At 64.3% G+C, this 21,766-nt stretch carries 18 protein-coding genes; 10 read left to right on the plus strand and 8 right to left on the minus strand.

What is annotated here, in order from left to right:
* Positions 1-267: 267 nt before the first annotated feature.
* Together QA640_RS42210 and QA640_RS42215 are read left to right on the plus strand one after the other, a co-directional pair.
* Complete coding sequence (locus QA640_RS42210) at positions 268-1,422, plus strand: iron-containing alcohol dehydrogenase (RefSeq protein ID WP_283038498.1); 1,155 nt, start codon at positions 268-270, stop codon at positions 1,420-1,422.
* 17 nt (positions 1,423-1,439) lie between these two features.
* Positions 1,440-2,990, plus strand: a complete 1,551-nt coding sequence (locus QA640_RS42215; RefSeq protein ID WP_283038499.1) for an AMP-binding protein — start codon at positions 1,440-1,442, stop codon at positions 2,988-2,990.
* A gap of 59 nt (positions 2,991-3,049) precedes the next feature.
* On the opposite strand, the gene QA640_RS42220 is transcribed toward QA640_RS42215, so the two are convergent.
* On the minus strand, positions 3,050-3,826 hold the full coding sequence (locus QA640_RS42220) for an SDR family oxidoreductase (protein ID WP_283038500.1): 777 nt from the start codon (positions 3,824-3,826) through the stop codon (positions 3,050-3,052).
* 68 nt (positions 3,827-3,894) lie between these two features.
* Between QA640_RS42220 and QA640_RS42225 the strand changes: the two genes are divergently transcribed.
* From QA640_RS42225 to QA640_RS42255, 7 genes are all read left to right on the plus strand, one after another.
* Positions 3,895-4,833 carry a 3-keto-5-aminohexanoate cleavage protein gene (locus QA640_RS42225; RefSeq protein ID WP_283038501.1) on the plus strand — a complete coding sequence of 313 codons (939 nt, stop codon included), beginning with the start codon at positions 3,895-3,897 and terminating at the stop codon, positions 4,831-4,833.
* Positions 4,834-4,932: 99 nt separating this feature from the next.
* Complete coding sequence (locus QA640_RS42230) at positions 4,933-5,121, plus strand: hypothetical protein (RefSeq protein ID WP_283038502.1); 189 nt, start codon at positions 4,933-4,935, stop codon at positions 5,119-5,121.
* 198 nt (positions 5,122-5,319) lie between these two features.
* On the plus strand, positions 5,320-6,930 hold the full coding sequence (locus tag QA640_RS42235; protein ID WP_283038503.1) for an ABC transporter substrate-binding protein: 1,611 nt from the start codon (positions 5,320-5,322) through the stop codon (positions 6,928-6,930).
* Positions 6,931-6,972: 42 nt separating this feature from the next.
* The gene (locus tag QA640_RS42240; RefSeq protein ID WP_283038504.1) at positions 6,973-7,920 is read left to right on the plus strand and encodes an ABC transporter permease; all 948 of its coding nucleotides are present in this window, start codon (positions 6,973-6,975) and stop codon (positions 7,918-7,920) included.
* A gap of 9 nt (positions 7,921-7,929) precedes the next feature.
* Complete coding sequence (locus tag QA640_RS42245; RefSeq protein WP_283038505.1) at positions 7,930-8,823, plus strand: ABC transporter permease; 894 nt, start codon at positions 7,930-7,932, stop codon at positions 8,821-8,823.
* A complete protein-coding gene (locus QA640_RS42250; protein ID WP_283038506.1) occupies positions 8,823-9,830 on the plus strand; it encodes an ABC transporter ATP-binding protein in 1,008 nt (335 codons plus the stop codon). Before QA640_RS42245 ends, QA640_RS42250 begins: the two co-directional genes overlap by 1 nt.
* Positions 9,827-10,813: a dipeptide ABC transporter ATP-binding protein gene (locus QA640_RS42255; protein WP_283038507.1), complete on the plus strand. Its 987-nt coding sequence runs from the start codon at positions 9,827-9,829 to the stop codon at positions 10,811-10,813. Before QA640_RS42250 ends, QA640_RS42255 begins: the two co-directional genes overlap by 4 nt.
* Before the next feature lie 33 nt (positions 10,814-10,846).
* On the opposite strand, the gene QA640_RS42260 is transcribed toward QA640_RS42255, so the two are convergent.
* The 7 genes from QA640_RS42260 to QA640_RS42290 form a co-directional block, all read right to left on the minus strand.
* Positions 10,847-12,820 carry an acetyl-CoA carboxylase biotin carboxylase subunit gene (locus QA640_RS42260; RefSeq protein ID WP_283038508.1) on the minus strand — a complete coding sequence of 658 codons (1,974 nt, stop codon included), beginning with the start codon at positions 12,818-12,820 and terminating at the stop codon, positions 10,847-10,849.
* Positions 12,817-14,433 carry an acyl-CoA carboxylase subunit beta gene (locus tag QA640_RS42265; protein ID WP_283038509.1) on the minus strand — a complete coding sequence of 539 codons (1,617 nt, stop codon included), beginning with the start codon at positions 14,431-14,433 and terminating at the stop codon, positions 12,817-12,819. The genes QA640_RS42260 and QA640_RS42265 overlap by 4 nt, the downstream gene beginning before the upstream one ends.
* Before the next feature lie 114 nt (positions 14,434-14,547).
* Complete coding sequence (locus tag QA640_RS42270) at positions 14,548-15,414, minus strand: 3-keto-5-aminohexanoate cleavage protein (protein ID WP_283038510.1); 867 nt, start codon at positions 15,412-15,414, stop codon at positions 14,548-14,550.
* A gap of 204 nt (positions 15,415-15,618) precedes the next feature.
* On the minus strand, positions 15,619-16,419 hold the full coding sequence (locus tag QA640_RS42275; RefSeq protein WP_283043054.1) for an AraC family transcriptional regulator: 801 nt from the start codon (positions 16,417-16,419) through the stop codon (positions 15,619-15,621).
* A gap of 191 nt (positions 16,420-16,610) precedes the next feature.
* Positions 16,611-17,267, minus strand: a complete 657-nt coding sequence (locus QA640_RS42280; RefSeq protein ID WP_283038511.1) for a glutathione S-transferase — start codon at positions 17,265-17,267, stop codon at positions 16,611-16,613.
* A gap of 62 nt (positions 17,268-17,329) precedes the next feature.
* Positions 17,330-18,490: an acyl-CoA dehydrogenase family protein gene (locus tag QA640_RS42285; RefSeq protein WP_283038512.1), complete on the minus strand. Its 1,161-nt coding sequence runs from the start codon at positions 18,488-18,490 to the stop codon at positions 17,330-17,332.
* A 135-nt stretch (positions 18,491-18,625) separates the two neighbouring features.
* Positions 18,626-19,762, minus strand: a complete 1,137-nt coding sequence (locus tag QA640_RS42290; protein ID WP_283043055.1) for an acyl-CoA dehydrogenase family protein — start codon at positions 19,760-19,762, stop codon at positions 18,626-18,628.
* Positions 19,763-20,123: 361 nt separating this feature from the next.
* Here QA640_RS42290 and QA640_RS42295 point away from each other — a divergent pair, with 361 nt between their 5' ends.
* Positions 20,124-21,677: a long-chain fatty acid--CoA ligase gene (locus tag QA640_RS42295; protein WP_283038513.1), complete on the plus strand. Its 1,554-nt coding sequence runs from the start codon at positions 20,124-20,126 to the stop codon at positions 21,675-21,677.
* Positions 21,678-21,766: the final 89 nt, after the last annotated feature.

Genomic DNA, 21,766 nt, shown 5'->3' on the forward strand with positions numbered 1-21,766 from the left:
GCCGATGAGTCCACGGAAAGCGATTGGGCCTATTCGCCGGGCTCATGAATGAGGAGGCGGGCTTCGCCTCTCCCCGCTTGCGCGGGGGTTAGGGGGGCCTCCACGAATTCAACTCTCACCGTCCTCGCGGAGAGCCTCCCTCACCCCAACCCTCCCAGCTCAGTCGGGGAGAGGGGGAACACAGCCAGCGTCTTCGCGCATGACGGGCGCCCGCGGCTCGGCTAGATTGTTCGAACAAGAACAAGACGAATTGCCGGGAGGACAGGCGTGCATCAAGGGCGTGTCGTTTTCGGCGCGATCGAGGAGGTCGTGTTCGGCCATCCGGCCGCGGGCGCCATTCTGGCGCAGATGGATCGCTTGGGGTCGAACCGCGCCTTCCTGATGGTCTCGGGCACGCTCAACCGGCAGACCGACGAAATCGCAAGGATCCGACAGACGTTGGGCACGCGCTGTGCGGGCCTGTTCGACGCCATGCCGGCGCATACGCCGCGCGAAGCAGTGATTGCGGCCGCCAATGCGGCACGCGCGGTGAAGGCGGACCTGATCGTCACCGTCGGCGGCGGCTCGATCACCGACGGCGCCAAGGCGGTGCAACTTTGCCTCGCCAACAGCATCGACAGCACCGATGGCATCGAGCGCATCCGCGTCCACCGGGGTGTAGACCCCGAGATGAATGTGCCTACCGTGCGGCAGATCAGCGTACCCACCACGATTGCCGGCGGCGAGTTCAGCGCCATCGCGGGGGTCACCGACCGCAACACCCATGTGAAGCAGATGCTGCGCCATCCGCTGGTGGTGCCGCGCGCGACGATCCTCGATCCCGCCATCACCGTGCACACGCCGGAATGGCTGTTCCTCTCGACCGGCATCCGCGCCGTCGATCATTGCGTCGAGGCGATCTGCTCGCGTGAGACACATCCCTATGCCGACGCGCAAGCGGTGAAGGGGCTCGCGATGCTCGCAGATGCGCTGCCGCGGGTGAAGGCCAACCCGGGAGATCTCGACGCGCGGATGGACGCGCAGATCGGTACCTGGCTGTCGATGGGCGCGCTCGCCGCCGGCGTTCCCATGGGCGCAAGCCATGGCATCGGCTACGTACTGGGCGCGGCCTTCGACGTGCCGCATGGCTACACCTCCTGCATCATGCTGCCGGCGGTGATGCGCTGGAACGCGTCCGACAATGCCGAGCGCCAGATGATCGTCGCGGCCGCGATGGGCTTTCCCGGCAAAGATGCCGCCGACGTGCTGGACGCCTTCATCCGCTCGCTGGGCATGCCGCGCAGCCTTTCCGAGATGCGCGTCTCACCGGATCATTTCGATTCCATCGCCGAGCAGGCGATGCGCACGCCCTGGGTACCGCGCAACCCGCGCAGGATCGATGGTCCTGCGCAGATCCGCGAAATCCTGCTTCTCGCCGCATAGCTCTAGCCGGAGGATCGATGTACACAGGTACGCATGCCCATCTACGCCCGCTGCAACCTGCCTTCATCATGGCCGGCACGGGCGAGACCGTCACCTATCGCGAGCTCGATGCGCGCAGCAACCGGCTGGCCCATCTGTTTCGCAAGCGCGGACTGAAGCGGCTCGATCACTACTCGATCTTCATGGAGAACAATTCGCGCTATCTCGAAGCCTGCGGCGCGGGCGAGCGGTCCGGGCTCTATTTTACCTGCGTCAACTCGTTCCTCACCGCGGGCGAGCTCGCCTACATCCTGACCAACAGCCAGTCGCGTATCCTGATCACTTCGGTGGCCAAGCTCGACATCGCGCGCGAAGCGCTGAAGGAATGTCCGAAGGTCGAGCTCTGCGTCGTCGCCGATGGTCCTTCCGAGAGCGATCGTATCGTTGGGCTGGAGCAGGCGACGGCAGACCTGCCGAAGACGCCGATCGCCGACGAATGGCTGGGCACGGCGATGCTCTATTCGTCGGGCACGACGGGACGGCCGAAGGGTATCCTGCGGCCGCTGCCGGAGGAGTCGCCCCGGCACAATATGCCGCTGTTCGATTTCCTCACCAAGCTTTGGCATTACCGCGAGGGCATGGTCTATCTGTCGCCGGCGCCGCTCTATCACTCTGCGCCGCAGGCCGCGGTCAATCTCACGATCCGCATGGGCGGCACCGTGATCATCATGGAGAGCTTTGATCCGGAGCGTTACCTCGAGCTCGTGGAGCAATGGGGCATCACCCACACCCAGATCGTGCCGACGATGTTCTCGCGCATGCTGAAGCTGCCGGAGGAGGTGCGCAGGCGCCACGACCTGTCCTCGCTCGAGATCGCGGTGCATGCCGCTGCGCCCTGCCCGGCGCTGGTGAAGGACGACATGATCAAATGGTGGGGGCCAATCATCCACGAATATTACGGCGCGACCGAAGGTCTCGGCTTCACCGCCTGCAACACCGAGGAATGGCTCGCCCATCGCGGCACCGTCGGCAAGATCATGCTCGGCGACCTGCATATTCTCGACGAGAACATGAAGGAGTGCCCGACCGGCACCGCCGGCACGGTGTGGTTCAAGACGGCCTCGACGTTCGAGTATTTCAACGATCCCGAGAAGACAAAGGAAGCGCGCTCGGCTGACGGCAGCATGAGCACGGTCGGCGACGTCGGCTATGTCGACGAGGACCGTTTCCTCTACCTCACCGATCGCGCCACCTTCATGATCATCTCGGGCGGGGTGAACATCTATCCGCAGGAATGCGAGAATCTGCTGATCACCCACCCGCAGGTCGCGGACGCCGCGGTGTTCGGCGTGCCCAATGCCGATCTCGGCGAAGAGGTAAAAGCAGTGGTGCAGCCGATGCCGGGCGTGGTGCCGGAACCGGCGCTCGCCGAGGAGCTGATCGCGTTCTGCGCAAAATCCCTGTCGCGGCAAAAGGTGCCGCGCTCGGTCGACTTCGAAAAGGAATTGCCGCGCCTGCCGACCGGAAAACTCTACAAGCGCCTGCTGCGGGATCGCTATTGGGGAAACAAGACATCGCGGATTGTGTGACTCTTAGCCTCTCCCCGTTTGCGGGGCGAGGGAGCGCGGCGCCGACGCTGGCGACAGCTTCACCCCAACATCTGCGTATCGCCGCAGATCGAAATCGCCTGGCCGGAGATGGTGCGGCCGCGGGGGCTTGCCATGAACAGGATCTGATCGGCGATCTGCTCGGGCGTCACGTAGTCCTTGATCGAGGTATAGGAGAACGCGATGCGCTCCATCTCGGCATAGGACACGCCGCGCTGTTGTGCTTTCGCTTCCAGCACGCGGCGCTGGCGGTCGCCGGCGACGAGACCGGGCAAGATGGCGTTGACGCGGATCTTGTCCGGGCCGAGCTCGATCGCGAGCGATTTGGTCAAGCCGATGACGCCCCACTTCGCCGCAGCATAAGGCGTACGCATGGCGAAGCCGACCTTTCCGGCCGCGGACGAGATGTTGACGATCGAGGCGTTCTTGCTCTCGCGCAGCAGCGGCACTGCGAGCCGCGTGCAATTGAACTGGCCGGTGAGGCAGACCTCGACGCAGCGGTCCCAGTCCTCCGGATTCATCTCCTCGACCTTCGCGGTCGGGCCGGCGATGCCGGCATTGTTGACGAGCACGTCCAGCCCGCCGAGCATGCGAACCGCCTCGTCGAACATCGCCTTCACCGCTGCGCGATCAGAGACATCGCATTGCGAGCGTGTGATGGCGGGATCGCTGTTCGCAAGCGCGGCAAGCGCCATCTCGTCGACATCGCAGACATGCACCTTTGCGCCCTCGGCAAGGAAGCGACGGGCGATTGCAAGCCCTATGCCGCCCGCCCCCGCGGTCACCAATACGCGCAACCCCTTGATGTCGAGATCCATGATGGCTCCGATCGTGTCTTGATGCTAAGCGTGACGGTAGATCACAGCCGCCTCGGAGTTGCAAACCCATGGTTAGCAAAGTAACGGCCCGCAAAGTCATCATCACCTGCGCCGTCACCGGCGCGATCCACACGCCGTCGATGTCCCCTGCCCTGCCGGTGACGCCGCAGGAGATCGCGGACGCAGCGGTGGAAGCCGCCGAGGCGGGGGCGGCGATCGTTCATCTGCACGCGCGCAACCCCGAGACTGGCCAGCCCGATCAGTCTCCGGAAGCCTTTGCGCCGTTCCTCAAGATCATCAAGCAACGTTCCAACGCCGTGATCAACCTCACCACCGGCGGCTCGCCGACCATGACGGTGGACGAGCGCGTGCGGCCCGCCGCGGTGTACAAGCCGGAAGTGGCCTCGCTGAACATGGGCTCGATGAATTTCGGCTTCTTCGGCATGCTCAAACGCTTCAAGACCTTCAAGCACGAATGGGAGCGCAAGCATGTCGAGAACAAGGACATCGTGTTCCGTAACACGTTCCAGGACATCGAGTTCGTGCTGAAGACGCTGTCGGAAACCGGAACCCGCTTCGAATTCGAGTGCTACGACACAGCGCATCTCTACAATCTCCAATACTTCCTCGATCAGGGCCTGGTGAAGCCGCCGCTCTTCGTGCAGACCGTGTTCGGCCTGCAAGGCGGCATCGGCCCGCACCCCGAGGACGTGCTGCACATGAAGCGCACCGCGGAGCGGCTGTTCGGCGACAAGTTCATCTGGTCGGTACTGGGCGCCGGACGGCATCAGCTTCCGATCGCGGCGATGGCCGCCGCCATGGGCGGCAATATCCGCGTCGGCCTCGAGGACTCGCTGTGGGCCGCGCCGGGCCGCATGGCCTCGTCGAATGCCGAGCAGGTACGTCTCGCTCGCAAGATCATCGAGGGCCTTGGTCTGGAGGTCGCTAGCTCCGACGAGGCACGGAAGATGCTGCACCTCAAGGGCGGCGACACGCTGCAGGTGTAGCCCGCCGCTCTCCGAGTTTTGATGTCCGGGGGTGCCGGTCTCGTCGCCGCCACGACCGCGATCCCCTAAATTCGGCGCAAGGCATTGACAGGAGCCCCCATGCTTGCCGCGCTTCTCTTCGTCGTCGGCCTTCTTGCCATCCTGATCCTGTGCGGACGCTGCACTGCGAAATACGCGGCGGAGAAGGGACGTTCGCGGGGCGTCTGGTTCGTCCTGGGCGCCCTGTTCTTCCCGCTGCCCTCGATCGCCCTGGCGCTGCTGCCGTCCCGCACGCAAGCGCAGCCGTAACGCCGAACCGGTTCCGGTCACCAGCGCAATGACATCCGCCTCTCTCACATTGTGAGACGTGCGGCTTTACGTCATCCGAATTGCCAAGACGGCAACGGGCGTTGGCCGTTGCCTGCCCTCGCGCGCATGGCTATCGTCGCCGTCAAACAGGCCGCAACAAGGCCTGCAACAAGGCCTTGAGGCTCGAGGGAGAGACGCATGCGGAGCGTGATTGCGCTCGCCGCGATAGTGGCGCTATCGGTGCTGACGATCTCAACCACCGCGCTCGCCGGCGAGCCCAAAAACGAGCCCAAGCAGGGCGGCATCTTGCGGATGTATCACCGCGACAGCCCCGCCAACGCCTCAATCCATGAAGGCGCGACCTATTCGATCAATGTTCCCTTCATGCCTGTCTTCAACAACCTCGTCATCTACAAGCAGGACGTGGCGCAGAACAGCATGGACACCATTGTCCCCGATCTCGCCGAGAGCTGGGCCTGGGGCAACGACAACAAGACGCTGACCTTCAGGCTGCGCCAGGGCGTGAAATGGCACGACGGCAAGCCGTTCACCTCGGCCGACGTCAAATGCACCTTCGACATACTGATGGGCAAGTCGCAGCAGAAGTTCCGGCAGAACCCGCGCAAGGCCTGGTACAACGAGGTCAATGATGTCTCGACCAACGGCGATCTCGAGGTCTCGTTCAACCTGAAGCGGCCGCAGCCCTCGCTGCTGGCGCTGCTCGCCTCCGGCTATACGCCGGTCTATCCCTGCCACGTCTCGCCCGGCGACATGCGCACGCATCCGATCGGCACCGGGCCCTTCAAGTTCGTCGAGTTCAAGGCCAATGAATCGATCAAGCTGACCCGCAATCCCGACTACTGGAAGGAGGGCCGGCCCTATCTCGACGGCATCGAGTTCACCATCATCCCGAACCGCTCGACCGCGATCCTCGCCTTCGTCGCAGGCAAGTTCGACATGACGTTCCCGACGCACATCACCATCCCGCTGCTGAAGGACGTGAAATCCCAGGCACCGAACGCGGTCTGTACAGTCGAGCCCACCAACGTTTCGACCAACATCATCGTCAATTCGACATCGCCTCCTTTCGACAACATTGACATCCGCCGCGCCATGGCGATGGCGCTCGACCGCAAGGCCTTCGTTTCCATCTTGTTCGAAGGGCAGGCAGATATCGGCGGCACCATGCTGCCGACGCCGCAGGGTCTCTGGGGCATGCCGAGGGACATGCTGGAGAGCATTCCGGGTTACGGACCGGATGTGAACGCCAACCGCGAAGAGGCCCGCAAGCTGATGCAGAAGGCGGGCTACGGCCCGGACAAGCACCTTGCGGTCAAGATCTCCACCCGCAATCTCGCGGAATATCGCGATCCCGCGGTGATCCTGATCGACCAGCTCAAGAGCATTTACATCGATGGCGAGCTCGATGTCGTCGAAACCGCCAACTGGTTCCCGAAGGTCGCACGCAAGGACTACATGCTGGGCCTCAACCTGACCGGCAATGCCGTCGATGATCCCGACCAGTCCTTCTACGAGAACTATTCCTGCGGCTCGGAGCGCAACTACACCAACTACTGCAACAAGGAGATCGAGAAGCTGTTCGACGTGCAGTCCCAGGAGACCGACCTCGCCAAGCGCAAGAAGCTGGTGTGGGAGATCGACAAGAAGCTGCAGGAGGATGTCGCCCGTCCCATCATCTTCCATGCGCGTGCCGGCACGTGCTGGCAGCCCTATGTCAAGGGCGTGACGGTCATGTCGAACAGCTCCTATAATGGCTATCGCTACGAGGATGTGTGGCTGGACAAGTAGCGCAGCGGACGGGCTGTTAGAGGCTCGAGGGGAGGGCGAAAGATGTTTGCCTATCTGGTTCGCCGCCTGTTCCTGATGCTCCTGACCCTGTTCGGGATCTCGATCGTCATCTTCTTGCTGCTGCGCATCGTGCCCGGCAACATCGTCGACATCCTGTTCGCCGCGGCCGGTTACGTCGATCCCGCCGACAAGGCCAATCTGGAAAAGGAGCTCGGCATCGACCAGCCGCTGGTGGTGCAATATCTGCACTGGATCGGCGGTTTTCTGCGTGGCGATTTTGGCTACTCCTATGTCTCGGAGAAGCCGGCGCTCCAGGAGATCTTGCCGCGCATTCCGATCACGGCGCGGCTCGCGGGCCTCGCGCTGCTGTTCTCTGCCTCGATCGGCATTCCCTTGGGCGTGATCAGCGCGGTGAAGCAGGGGACAAAGCTCGACTATGCGTTGCGCGTCATCAGCCTCAGCGGCCTGTCGCTGCCCTCGTTCTGGCTCGGGCTGTTGATCCTCACTGCGTCGGTCGCGATGTTCGGCCAGATGCCGATCTTCAATCCCAATCCGCAGACCTGGCTCGAAGCGTTTGCGACCTATGCCGTACCGGCCGCCGCGGTCGGCTTCCGCAGCGCCGCGCTCACCATGCGCATCACGCGTTCCTCGATGCTGGAGGTTCTGCGGCAGGACTATATCCGCACCGCACGCGCCAAGGGCGCCTCCGACGCCGCGGTGAACTATCATCACGCGCTGAAGAACGCGATTCTTCCCGTCATCACCGTGATCGGCATCGAGGCGGCATTCCTGATCGGCGGCCTCATCGTCACCGAGACCGTGTTCAACATCCCCGGCGTCGCGCGCTTCCTGGTCGAAGCGATCCGCTGGCGGGATTATCCGATCGTGCAGAACCTCGTGATGTTGATCGCTGTCGTCGTCGTGTTCGCGAACTTCACCGTCGACATGCTCTACGCGGTGTTCGACCCACGCATCCGGTTTACGGATTAGGAGACCTGCTTGGCCACGATCGACTATGATCTCGAACTGAAGCGCGCCGGCGCCGGCGCGACCGGTGGCCGGCGGCGCGTGCTGTTCCTGGCGCAGCGACATGTCCTGGGCGCGTCCGGGCTGATCATCATGACGCTGTTCGTGTTCACCGCGATCTTTGCCAACGTCCTCGCCCGCTTCGATCCCCTCAGCGTCGATGCCGCGCATGCGCTGGCACGCCCGAGCGCACTGCATTGGATGGGAACGGATTCCTTCGGCCGCGACGTCTTCAGCCGCATCATCCACGGCGCACGGATTTCGCTCGCGGTCGGGCTCGGCTCGACCACGCTCGGCGCCTCCATTGGCGTGATCGTCGGCCTGACATCGGGCTATCTCTCCGGTTGGGTCGATCTCGTATTCCAGCGTGTCTCCGACATCCTCCAGGCGCTGCCGCTTCTGGTGCTGGCGCTGGTGATGACGGCCGCGCTCGGGCCATCACTGCCGAACGTGATCATCGCGATCGCCATTCCGCTGATCCCGACGGTGGCGCGCGTGATTCGCGCCAACACGTTGGCGCTGCGCGAACAGCCGTTCGTCGAAGCCGCCAAATCGATCGGCATGAGCGAGGTGCGCATCGCGCTCCGCCACGTGCTGCCGAATACGCTCGCGCCGCTGATCGTGCTCGCTACCGCCCAGCTCGGCTCGACCATTTTGACCGAAGCCTCGCTCTCCTTCCTCGGCCTCGGCATTCCCGAGCCCTACCCGTCCTGGGGCCGCATGCTGTCGGAATCCGCGGCCGAATATGTCCGCACCGCGCCGTGGCTGGTGATCTTCCCGGGCGTAGCCATCAGCCTCGCCGTGTTCGGCACCAATCTGTTCGGCGACGCGCTTCGCGACATCCTCGATCCGAGGCAGCGCGGCTGATGACGGGCGCAGGCGATATCGTCCTCGATGTGAAGAACCTGAAAACGGTATTCTTCACCAATTCCGGGCTCTTCAAGGCGGTCGACGACGTCTCCTTCCACGTGCGGCGCGGCGAGACGCTGGCGATCGTCGGCGAATCCGGCTGCGGCAAGAGCGTGACCGCGCTGTCCTTGATGCGGCTCGTCCCCGATCCGCCCGGCCGCATCGTCGGCGGCTCCGTGACGCTCGAGGGCACCGATCTCTTGGCGCTGGACGATGCGAAGATGCGCGCGATCCGGGGCAATCGCATCTCCATGATCTTCCAGGAGCCGATGACCTCGCTCAATCCGGTCATGCGGATCGGCGACCAGATCGTCGAGGCCGTGCGCCTGCATCGGAACCTGTCGGCGAAGGAAGCCAACGACATCGCGGTCGAGATGTTGCGGCTGGTGCGCATTCCCGAACCGGCGCGACGGGCCAGGGAATATCCGCATCAGCTCTCCGGCGGCATGCGCCAGCGCGTGATGATTGCGATGGCGCTGGTCTGCCGGCCTGCCCTCCTGATCGCGGACGAGCCGACCACCGCGCTCGACGTCACCATCCAGGCGCAGATCCTGGCGCTGATCCTCGACCTCCAGAAGGAGCTCGGCACCGGCCTCGTGCTGATCACCCATGATCTCGGCGTCGTTGCGCAAACCGCGCAGCGGGTGATCGTGATGTATGCGGGGAAGAAAGTCGAGGAGGCAAGCGTCGAGGCACTGTTCGCCGCACCAAAGCATCCCTATACGCGCGGACTGATGGCGTCGATCCCGGCGGTGCCGGCGTCCGGCGCAGCAGTGCAGGCGCGGCTGAACGAAATTCCCGGCACAGTGCCGTCACTGGTTCGCCTGCCCAAAGGCTGTGCCTTCGCGCCGCGCTGCAAGCTCGCGGTGAAGCGCTGCGAGGAATATCCGCCGCTCATGGATTGGGGCGGCGGACATCTCGCGGCCTGCTGGCGTGCGGCGGAAGTCTCGGAGGAGGTGGCATGAGCGAGGTGCTGCTCGAGGTCAGCGATCTCATGAAACACTATCCAGTGCGCGCCGGCATGCTGCGGCGGCAGGTCGGCACCGTGCATGCGGTGGATGGCGTCAGCTTTTCGCTTGGTACTGGCGAGACGCTGGGCCTCGTCGGCGAATCCGGCTGCGGCAAGTCGACGGTGGCGCGCAGCGTGTTGCGACTGGTCGAGCCGACCTCGGGCCAAATTCGCCTCGAGGGAGAGGACATAACGCATCTCTCCAAGAGCGAGTTGCGGCCACATCGTCGTGCGATGCAGATCGTGTTCCAGGATCCGTTTGCCTCGCTCAATCCGCGCATGACCGCAGGCGGCATCGTCGGCGAGCCGCTCGCCGTGCATGGGCTTGCGAGCGGCAAGGCGCTGGAGACGCGCGTCGCAAAACTATTCGAGCAGGTGGGCTTGCGGCCCGACCAGATGCGCAACTTCCCGCACCAGTTCTCCGGCGGCCAGCGCCAGCGTATCTGTATCGCGCGGGCGCTGGCGCTTCAGCCGCGGCTGATCGTCTGCGACGAGCCGGTTTCTGCGCTCGACGTCTCGATCCAGGCGCAGGTGATCAACCTCCTGATCGACCTGCAGCGGCAGCACGGCTTCTCCTATCTCTTCATCGCGCATGATCTGGCCGTGGTCGCCCATATCAGCCACCGCGTCGCGGTGATGTATCTCGGCCGCATCGTGGAGATCGCGGACAGGAACGATCTGTTCAGGAATCCGCGCCATCCCTACACGCAAGCCCTGCTCGCGTCGGTGCCGATCGCCGACCCACATGCGAAGCGGCTCGCACCTCTGGTCGATGGCGACGTGCCAAGCCCGGTCAATCCGCCGTCGGGATGCGCTTTCCACACGCGCTGCCGCTTTGCGATGGAGCGGTGCAAGATGGAGCGGCCGGCGCTGGTAGCGGCCGGCGAGGGGCATCACGTGGCGTGTTTGCTCAACGACGGGACGGGGCGCGCCCTCTAACGTCGTCCTGGCGAAAACCAGGACGACAACAAACTAACCTGACTCGATCTCCACAACGACCTTCCCCGTCACCACTTGCTCGCCCTCGGTGACATCGATCGCCGCGACCACGCCGTCGATACCGGCCTTGTGGACGTGCTCCATCTTCATCGCCTCCAGCGTCATCACCGGCTGGCCGGCAGTGACGAGGTCGCCCGGCTCGACCAGCACCGAGACGACGCGGCCGTTCATGGCGGCGCGGACCTTGCCGTCGCCGCCGTTGGTTGCCGCGGCCTTCGGCGCAGCGAGGGTGAGATCGGTGACCGCAAGCGGGATGCCGCGGTGCTGGAGGTAGAGCCGGTCGCCGTCGCGCAGGAATTTTGCGCTGTCCATCACGCCGTCGTGGCGGAAGCGGATGGCGTCGGGATCGAGCTGGTCAATCTCGAACCTGTCCTGTCGGCCTTCGGTGGCGACGGTGTAGCTGCCATCCCGCCCGCGCGTGACTTCGAGCTCATGCGCGTGACTGTCCATCTCGATCCTCGCCGGGAGCGGAAACGTTGCCGCCAGACTCCGCCCGGCCCGCCATGACGGGGCGTGCGGGTTGGTGACGTAGAGCAGCAAGCCCGCCAGCGCCGCGTCGAACGCGTCCCTGCGCGGCGCAAGAAGCTCGTCGCGATGCGCGCCGATGAAGGCCGTGGTCGCCTCGCCCCTGGCAAAGCCGGGATGACGCAGGCACGACATCAGGAACGCCTGGTTGGTGGTGACGCCGAAGGCGGTAAGCTGCTCCAGACCACAGATCAGCCGCCCCCTCGCCTCCTCGCGCGTCGCGCCATGGCTGATGACCTTGGCGATCATGGAATCGTAGAAGGGCGGGATCTCCGCCCCCGATTGCAGTGCGTGATCGACACGCACGCCGTCCGGCACCTGCCAGCGCTCCATGCGGCCGGACTGCGGCATGAAATCGTGCGCGGCATCCTCCGAGCACAGCCGCACCTCGATGGCATGCCCGGTAAATTTGATATCCTGCTGCCTCACCGGCAGCGGCTCGCCGCGGGCGATGCGCAGTTGCAGTTCGACGAGATCGAGCCCGGTAATCGCCTCGGTCACGGGATGCTCGACCTGGAGGCGCGTGTTCATCTCCATGAAGTAGAACGCGCCGCTTGCGTCGAGAAGGAATTCCAGCGTGCCGGCGCCTTCATAGCGCAGCGCCTTCACGGCGGCGACGGCGACTTCGCCCATCTTCGCGCGCAGCTCTGATGTTACCGCCGGCGACGGCGCCTCCTCGATCAGCTTCTGGTGACGCCGCTGCACGGAGCAATCGCGCTCGCCGAGATGGACGGCGTTGCCTTGGGAGTCGCCGAACACCTGAATCTCGATGTGCCGCGGATTCTGGATCGCGCGTTCGAGGATGACAGTGGGATCGCCGAAGGCGGCCTTCGCTTCCGACCGCGCGCTGCGCAACGCATCGGGCAAAGACGCCGCATCGCTGACGAGCCGCATGCCACGGCCGCCGCCACCGGCCACCGCCTTGATCATCACGGGGAAGCCAATCTTCCCGGCTTCCGCCAGCATCCGATCGTCACTCTGGTCTGCGCCCTGATAGCCGGGCACGATGGGCACGCCGGCCTTCTTCATGATCTCCTTGGCGCCGGCCTTGTTGCCCATCGCCTCGATCGCCTGCGGCGACGGGCCGATGAAGACGAGGCCGGCATCCTTGCAGGCACTCGCAAACGCCTCGTTCTCGGCGAGGAAGCCATAGCCGGGGTGAACGGCGTCCGCGCCGCTCGCCTTGGCCGCGGCAATGATCGCGGGCATGTTGAGATAGGATTGGGCCGGCAACGCTGCGCCGATGCGCACGGCCTGATCGGCGTGCTTGACGTGAAGCGCATCGCGATCGGCGTCCGAATAGACCGCGACGACACCAAGGCCTAGCTGCCGCGCGCTGCGCATCACGCGCAATGCGATCTCGCCGCGATTGGCGACCAGGACCTTGAAGAACGGCCGGTGCTGCACTGATCCGTTCCTCATGGGCGGGCCACCGAAAACTGCATGCGCTGAGGCGAGCGCGCATCGCCCTCGCGGCAGATCGCGAGCGCCTCGGACAGGACCGCGCGGGTATCGCGCGGATCGATCACGCCGTCGTCGAGCACGCGGGCGCTGGTCGAGAACACGTCCATCTGACCGTCGAACACGCCGATGATCTGCGTCTTCATGGCCTCTAACTTGTCTTTCTCGATCGGCTTGCCCCGCCGCGCCGCGGCAGCTTCGGTTACGATGGCCATGGTCTCGGCCGCCTGCTCGCCGCCCATCACAGCGGTCTTGGCATTGGGCCAGGAGAAGCAGAAGCGCGGATGGAAGCCACGGCCGCACATGCCGTAATTTCCGGCGCCGAAGGACGCGCCGCAATAGACCGTGATCTGCGGCACGGTCGCCGACGTCACCGCCTGGATCATCTTCGAGCCGTGCTTGATCATGCCGGCTTCTTCGTAAGATTTGCCCACCATGTAGCCGGTAGTATTGTTCAGATACAGCAGCGGCGTGCGGGTCTGGCAGCAGATCTGGATGAAGTGCGTCGCCTTGTTGGCACCGGCCGGATCGAGCGGGCCGTTATTGGTGATGATGCCGATCGCCTGGCCCTCGATGCGGGCATGACCGCAGACCGTTGCGGGACCGTAATTGGGCGCCATCTCGGTGAAATCGGAATCGTCGACGATGCGGGCGATCACCTGCTTCATGTCGACGGGGCGCTTGTGGTCCATCGGCATGATGCCGAGCAGCTCGTTCTGGTCGTAGCGCGGCGGCTTGTACTGCGCGACAGCGCGGCCCGGCCGCTCCCATTCCAAGGCCGCCATGATCTCGCGCGCGATGCGCAAGGCGTCGCGATCGTCCTCGGCGAGGTAGTCGCCGAGGCCGGAGATCCGCGTGTGCATCTCGGCGCCGCCGAGCTCTTCCTCGGTCGCGATCTCGCCGGTTGCGGCCTTAAGCAACGGCGGACCTGCAAGGAACGCGCGGGTGCGGCCGCGCACCATGACGATGTAATCCGACAGACCCGTCTGGTAAGCGCCACCGGCGGTCGACGAGCCATGCGTCACGGTGACGACCGGCAGGCCCGCGGCCGAGAGCCGCGCGAGGTTGCGAAAGATGTTGCCACCCCGGACAAAATCCTCGACGCGGTAACGCAAGAGATTGGCGCCGGCACTTTCGACGAGCTGCACGTAAGGCAGCTTGTTCTCCAGCGCGACCTCCTGCACGCGCAACGTCTTGTCGAGGCCATAAGGTTGCAGCGCGCCGGCATCGATGCCGGCGTCGCTGGCGCTGACCATGCAACGGACGCCCGAGACGAAGCCGATGCCGGCGATGACACCGCCACCGGGCACGCTCTTGTCGGGATCGGGCACATCAAACATGTAACCCGCCAGCGTGGAGAGCTCGATGAACGGCGCGCCGGGATCGAGCACCAGCGCGACGCGCTCGCGCGGCAGCAGCTGCCCGCGCTTGTGGAAGCGATCCTTCGCGGCGGCTGAGGCCGCGCGCGTCCGCTCTTCCAGCGCACGCATGCGGTCGATCAGCGCGAACATTCCATCGCGATTGACGTGATAGGCGGCGCCGCCGGGGGAGATGGTGTTTTCGATGATGGACATGAAACCTATCCTACTCGTCATTGCGAGGAGCGAAGCGACGAAGCAATCCAGACTGCCATCGCGGAAAGATTCTGGATTGCTTCGCTTCGCTCGCAATGACGTCTGGGGCAATACCTAACGATTCGTCCCAAAAATCTTCCGCGCCTCGGCCGGGCTCGCGATCTCGCGGCCAGCGCGACGCGCGCAGGCGACCACCGCTTCGATCAATTGCCCGTTCGACGTCACCTTGTTGCCGTCGGCGAGATAGAAGGTATCCTCCAAGCCAGTTCGCAGATGCCCGCCGAGATCGGCGCAGCGCTGGTGCAGCGGCCAGATGTCTTCGCGGCCTATCGCCGTAACCTGCCAATGCGCTTCGGGGCGCTTCAGCTTGAGCAGGATCGGCAGCAACTCGGGATCGGCGGGCATGCCGGAGGCAACGCCCATGACGAAGTTGTATTCGAGCGGTCCCTTGTACATGCCGACCTGCGTGTACATGCCGACGCAACGGACGATGCCGACGTCAAAGCATTCGAACTCGGGGATGGTGCCGACCGCGTTCATGACGTCGAGATAGTCCTTCACTTTCTCGACAGCATTGTCGAACATCATCGGCGGCCAGGCCCAGCTGTTGTCGGCCTTGACCTTCAGATAGTTCAGCGAGCCGGCGTTGCAGGCGGCGATCTCAGGCTTGGTTTCACGAATGCAATCGAGCGCACCGCCGTAGTTCGGCCCCGACACGCCCGAGGTGTGATTGATGATCACGCCGGGGCAGGCCTCGCGAATCGCCTGCTGGATCTCGCGCGAGACGCTGACCTCCCAGGACGGCAGGTGCCCCTTGTTCGGCGCCTGCTGGCGCAGATGGATGTGCATGATGCTGGCGCCAGCGTCGAACGCAGCCCTGGCCTCCCGCGCCATCTCTTCGGGCGTCACCGGCACATTGTGCTGCCGGGGATCGGTGAGCACGCCGTTCAGCGCGCAGGTGATGACGGCCTTGTCGCTCATGCCTTAGGGCTCTCGCAGGTTGAGAATGCAGCGCTGCGATCATGTGACGCGGGAGGTCGCGGCTTCTTGCGCAGAGAAGCTAGAGATTTGGCACACTGCCGTAGGGTGGGTTCGTTAGCCGAGGACGTAACCCACCAAAGCCCATCCCGCGGTAGCTGAAATGGTGGGTTACGCTACGCTAACCCACCCTACAAAATCCGTCAGCTAGCTTGCTTCCGCAAGCTTCACGGTCTCACCGCTGCGATAGATTGCAAGATCGCGCGAGCCGACGAAGATGGCGCGCGGCTTGAGGCCGTAGAAGCGGCGGATCGAATGGCTGAAATGGGTGCTGTCGGGATAGCCGATGTCCTGCGCGAGATGGGCGAGGTTGAGATCCTGGTTGGCGAAATGAAGGAGGTACCGCGCGCGCTTCCAGGCACGGAAGGAGCGGAACGAAATGCCGGTCTCTTCCTTGAACAGATGCAGGAAGCGCGAAGCCGAGAGGCCCGCTTCAGCAGCGCAGGTATCGGCCGTCGCCGGTTCGCCGGAGAAGCGCTCGATGCGCGCGATCGCCCGCATCACGCGCGGGTCGAGCATGCGGCGAGGCAGCGCCTCGCCAAAACACATCTCGTCGAATTCGGCGGTGGCAACGTCGCCATAGCGGCGCTGGCGCAGGAATGCGTAGGCGGCGAGGATCTTTCGCGCGTAGGCTGCCTTGTCCGGCCCAGTCAGGCGTTGCCGCAGCGCTTCGATCACGCCGTCCGGCATGCTCTCGGGCTCGAGCGTCACACTGATGACGGTGCGGTAATCGCTCGCGATGGTGTGCCGCTGGTTCGGCAGGGTCACGACAAGGACATCGGTGGTATGGGTGTCGTCGATGGTCAGATGCAGGCTGCCCTTGATCGCGACATAGACGTGGCAGCAACCAGCGGTCCGCCGGCGTGGCCGGCCGAGCAGCCCCGCATAGAACACGCGTTCCGGCGTGATCAGCATCAAATGGTCTGATTCGCGACCGCTATCCTTAATTTTTGGGCCTTCCATCGGCGGTCCTCCTCGCAGCGGCTCTTCGGGCCGCTGCGGACGGAGGCCACCTTAGCGGAATTTTGGGCGGAGTCACTGCGCGATAGCGCTGTCACAAAGGTGCAAATCCGGGGCATCCCGAAGGATCGCCCCGGAACCTGAAACCGTGCCGTCGTCCGCGCAGGACGCCGAAGTGCTTAGGCCCTCAGCCTTGGCGCGATGTTCTGCGCGATACCAGCCTTCTGTTCCGCCACCACCGCCCGTTTGAAACCCTCGCGCTGTTGCAGCCGCGCCCAATAGCCTGCGACATTTGGCCCGAAGTCACGCGAAAGCCCGATGCTTTCTGCAAGCCGCAGGGCATACCCGATCACGATGTCGGCGGCGGTGAAGCGGCCGGCGCACAAGGTCTCGGCATTTGCGGTTGCTGCCTCGACCGCGCGCAAGCGACCGAGGAACCATTTTGCATAGTCGCCGGCGACCTGCGGATTGCGCCGCTCTTCCGGCTCGAGCTGGGCGTAACGGAGCACCAGCGTCTGCGGGAATGTTAACGTCGCATCGCTGAAATACATCCAGTTCAAGAAGGCGCCGAAATCGGGATCATTGGCATCGACCATCAGCGGTGTCGGGCCGTATCTGGTGCCTAGGTAGTGGCAGATGCCGGACGATTCCGTCATCTTGGTCTCGCCGTCGATCATGAACGGGATCGTGCCTAGCGGATTGATCGCGAGGTACTCCTTGGCGAAGACGCGCGGCGGGAACGGCAGCATCTTCAACTCGTAGGGCAGGCCCATCTCCTCCAGCATCCAGAGCGGGCGGAAGGAGCGCGCGGCGTCGCAGTGATAGAGCGTGATCATCAGGCGTTTCCCCTAGAGCATGACCCAGAAAAGTGTGCAGCGGTTTTCCGAAAAGATCATGCTCAAACTTTCGTGCTGCCGGGCAGCGTTCCCATCATCTTGCACAAGACCATCAGCATGACCTCATCGGCGCCGCCGCCGATCGAGGTCAGGCGGCTGTCACGATAGGCGCGGCTGACCGGCGTCTCGTTGGTAAAGCCCATGCCGCCCCAATATTGCAGGCAGGCGTCGGTAAGCTCACGTCCCAAGCGGCCGGCCTTCAGCTTGGCCATGGTCGCGAACTTCGTTACATCCTCTCCCGCCACCAGCGCCTCGGCGGCACGATAGACCAGCGCGCGCAACAGCTCGACCTCGGTCTGCATCTCCGCAAGCTTGAAGTGCACGACCTGGTTGTCAAGGATGCTCTGGCCGAAGGCCTTGCGGGTGCGGGTGTATTCGATCGTTTGATCGATGATGTATTCGTGCGCCTTCAAGCAGGCCGCCGCGCCCCACAGCCGCTCCTCCTGGAATTGGATCATCTGGTAGGTAAAACCCTTGCCCTCCTCGCCGATCCGGTTGCGCCTGGGCACGCGGACATTGTCGAAGAAGATCTGCGCGGTGTCGGAGGAGCGCATGCCCATCTTGTCGAGCTTGCGGGCCACCGCGACGCCCTTGCTCTTCATGGGCACGCAGATCAGCGACTTGTTGCGGTGAACGGGCCCGTCGCTGGTGTTGACGAGCAGGCAGATCCAGTCGGCCTGGGTGCCGTTGGTGATCCACATCTTGCCGCCGTTGATGACGTAGTCGTCGCCGTCGGAGCGCGCACTCGTCTTGATGGAGGCGACGTCCGAGCCCGCGCCCGGCTCGGAGACGCCGATGCAGGCGACATAGTCGCCGGCGATCGAGGGCGCCAGGAACTCGCGCCGCACCTCGTCCGAACCGAAGCGGGCGAGCGCCGGCGTCGCCATATCGGTCTGCACCCCGATCGCCATCGGCACGCCGCCGCAGGTGATCGCCCCTAACTCCTCCGCCATCATCAGCGCGTAGGAGTAGTCGAGCCCGGAGCCGCCGAACTCGACCGGCTTGTTCAGGCCGAGGAAACCGAGACTGCCCATCTTCTTGAACAGCTCATGTGCCGGGAAGATGTCGGCCTTCTCCCATTCATCGACATGAGGGTTGATCTCGTTGGCGATGAATTTTTGCAGGCTACGGCGGATGTCGTCGTGGTCGGCGGTGAACAGCATTTCTCTCCCTCGTCATTCCGGGGCATCGCGAAGCGATGAGATCCATTTCTCCACGGGTATTTGCGGCCCGATGGATTCTCAGATGCGCAATTGCGCATCATAGCTCGCGCTACGCGCGCCCCGGAATGACGCGTATCACAACCCCATCTGCCGGCTGGCCAGATCCTTCATGATCTCCTCGGTGCCGCCGCCGATGGCATTGACCTTGACCTCGCGGTAGATGCGCTCGGCCTTGATGCCACGCATGAAGCCGGCGCCGCCGAAGATCTGCACGGCCTCCGAGGCGCAGAACGCCATCGTCTGCGTCGCCTGGTTCTTCATCATGCAGATTTCGGCGACCGGGCTCTCGCCATGCTCCAGCCGCCAGGCCAGCATCTCCAGCATCGCCTGGCTTGCTGCGACCTTCTGCGCCATGTCGACGATCTTGTGGCGGATCACCTGGTGCTGGGCGAGCGGCTTGCCGAACGTCTTGCGTTCCCTGGCATAGGCGATCGCCTCGTCGAGACAGACACGGGCAAAGGCCGTGCAGCTGGCCGCCATACCTATGCGCTCGCTGTTGAAGTTTTGCATGATGATCTTGAAGCCCTGCCCTTCTTCGCCGATCAGGTTCTCGGCCGGCACGCGGCATTCGTCGAAATGCAGCGTCGCCGTGTCGGATGCCCACCAGCCCATCTTGTTCAGCTTGGTCCGCGATAGGCCGGGCGTATCGCCCTCGATCAGGAGCAGGCTGACGCCGCCGGCGCCCTCGCCGCCTGTGCGCACGGCAACGGTCAGATAGTCGGCACGCATGCCCGAGGTGATGAAGGTCTTCTCGCCGCTCACGACGTAGTGATCGCCGTGGCGCCGCGCCTTGGTGCGGAGGTTCGCAACATCAGAGCCGCCGCTCGGCTCGGTGATCGCGAGCGCGGAGATCTTTTCACCAGCGAGGATTTGGGGCAGCACCCTGGCCTTGATCTCAGGCCGCGCCGCGCGCGCGATCGGCGGCGAGCCGATGGTGTGGCTCATCAGCGATGCGCTGATGCCGCCGGCACCGGCGCGCGCCAGCTCCTGGCTCGCCACGATCCTCATGAATTGGTCGGCGGCGACGCCGCCATATTCCTCAGGGAATCCAAGCCCCAAAAGGCCGATCTCCGCGGCCTTGCGATACAGCGTACGCGGGAATTCGCCGGCCTCATCCCATTCATGGGCGTGGGGCTCGATCTCCTTCTCGACGAAGCGGCGCATCACGGCGCGGAAGGCATCGTGATCGGCGGTATAGAACGGACTCTTCATCGCGTGGTCGCTTTCGCTGGCGGCGATTCCTGGTGCCACCATGGCCGGAACACCATCTCGCTCACTTGCGTCGAGTGGCTGGCCTCGGGCACCCGACTTCGGTCGATCCGCGTTCCAGCAACTCAACGCAAGACAATTTAGGCCCCGCGCGGACCAACTCCGAAGCAAAAAAGAACCTTGTACAAAAACTCCGGCCGGCCGTTCGGGGCCGGCCTGGGCATGTTGCACGGCAATGACAGGCGGCGGCGCAAGACCGCAAATGGAGGGACGCTTGGTGGAGGGACACTTGGTGGAGGGACACTTGGTGGAGACACACTTGGTGGAGACACACTTGGTGGAGACACACTTGGTGGAGAGACACTTGGCTGTTCGCCACTACGACTGGATCGCCCATCACAGCCGCCGCGCGCCAGACAAGATCGCGGTCGTCGACCTCGCCAGCGGGCGCCGCTTCAGCTACGCACAATTCGACGCGCGGATCTCGCGCCTCGCCACCTCCCTTCGCGACAGCCTTAAGGTCTCGCGCGGCGATCGCGTCACGGTGCTGGCGCAGAATACGACCGACACGCTGGAGATACAGTTCGCCTGCTTCCGCCTCGGCGCCGTCTTCGTACCGCTGAACACCCGCCTCACCGTTCCGGAATTGCAGTTCATCGTCGGCGATTGCGCACCGAAGGTGATGGTCCATGACGGCGATCTTGCCGAGACAGCGCTTGCAGTGGCAAAGCTCTGCGGCGTCCGCACGACCCTGCTGCTCGGTCCTGGCGGCTCATACGAAGCCGGCATCGCCGCGGCAAAGTCGCTCGACCGGATCGAGCAAGTCACGCTCGATGATACCTCAACCATCATGTACACCTCGGGCACCACGGGCCATCCCAAGGGCGCGATCATCACCCATGGCATGACGTTCTGGAATTGCGTCAATCTCGGCGGTCCCGCCGGCATCGGACCGTCAACGGTGCTGCTCACCGTGCTGCCGCTGTTCCACACCGGCGGTCTCAATTGCTACACCAACCCGGCGCTGCATGCCGGCGGTACCGTGCTGATCATGCGCGCCTTCGATCCGGCCCTTGCGCTGCAACTGATCGGCGATCCCGCGCAAGGCATCAATGTCTTCTTCGGCGTGCCTGCGATCTACCAGTTCATGGCGCAGCATCCGGCCTTCGCAGCCACCGATCTGAGCCGGCTCGCGACCTGCGGCGTCGGCGGCGCTCCGATGCCGGTGCCGCTGCTGAAGGTCTGGGAGACGCGCGGTGTCGCGCTGCAGCAGGGCTATGGCATGACCGAGACCTCGCCGGCCGTGCTGGTGCTCGACCGTGAGGATGCGGCGCGCAAGGCCGGCTCCGCCGGCAAGCCGGTGCTGCATACGGAGGTGCGGATCGTGCGGCCGGACGGACGCGATGCCGATGTCGGCGAGCTTGGCGAACTCTGGGTGAAGGGACCGAACATCACACCCGGCTACTGGAACCGGCCGGAGGCCAACATATCGTCCTTCACCGACGGCTGGCTGCACACGGGCGACGCGACGCGCGTCGACGAGGAAGGCTTCTACTATATCGTCGATCGCTGGAAGGACATGTACATTTCCGGCGGCGAGAACGTCTATCCGGCCGAGGTCGAGAACGTCCTGCATCAGATCGCGGCAATCGCGGAAGCCGCCGTGATCGGCATTCCCGATGCTCAGTGGGGCGAGGTGGGCCTTGCCATCGTCGCGGTCAGGCCGGGACAACGCCTGAGCGAAGCGGACATCCTCGCCTACTGCAGCGCCAATCTCGCGCGCTTCAAATGCCCGCGCCAGGTCCGCTTCGTCGACGCGCTGCCGCGCAACGCCACCGGCAAGATCCACAAGCCGACGCTGCGCAAGAAATTTTCCGCGCCTTCGGAAGTCGACAAGGCCAAGTCCGCGACCGCCTGAGCGTCAAGCGTCGCGTGCGCTCGCCACTTGATCGCGACCACCGGCAGGCCGAGGCGGCGCGGATCGCCCGCGTCCGCAAAGCGCGGACA

The sequence above is a fragment of the Bradyrhizobium sp. CB82 genome (assembly GCF_029714405.1).
GTDB lineage: Bacteria > Pseudomonadota > Alphaproteobacteria > Rhizobiales > Xanthobacteraceae > Bradyrhizobium.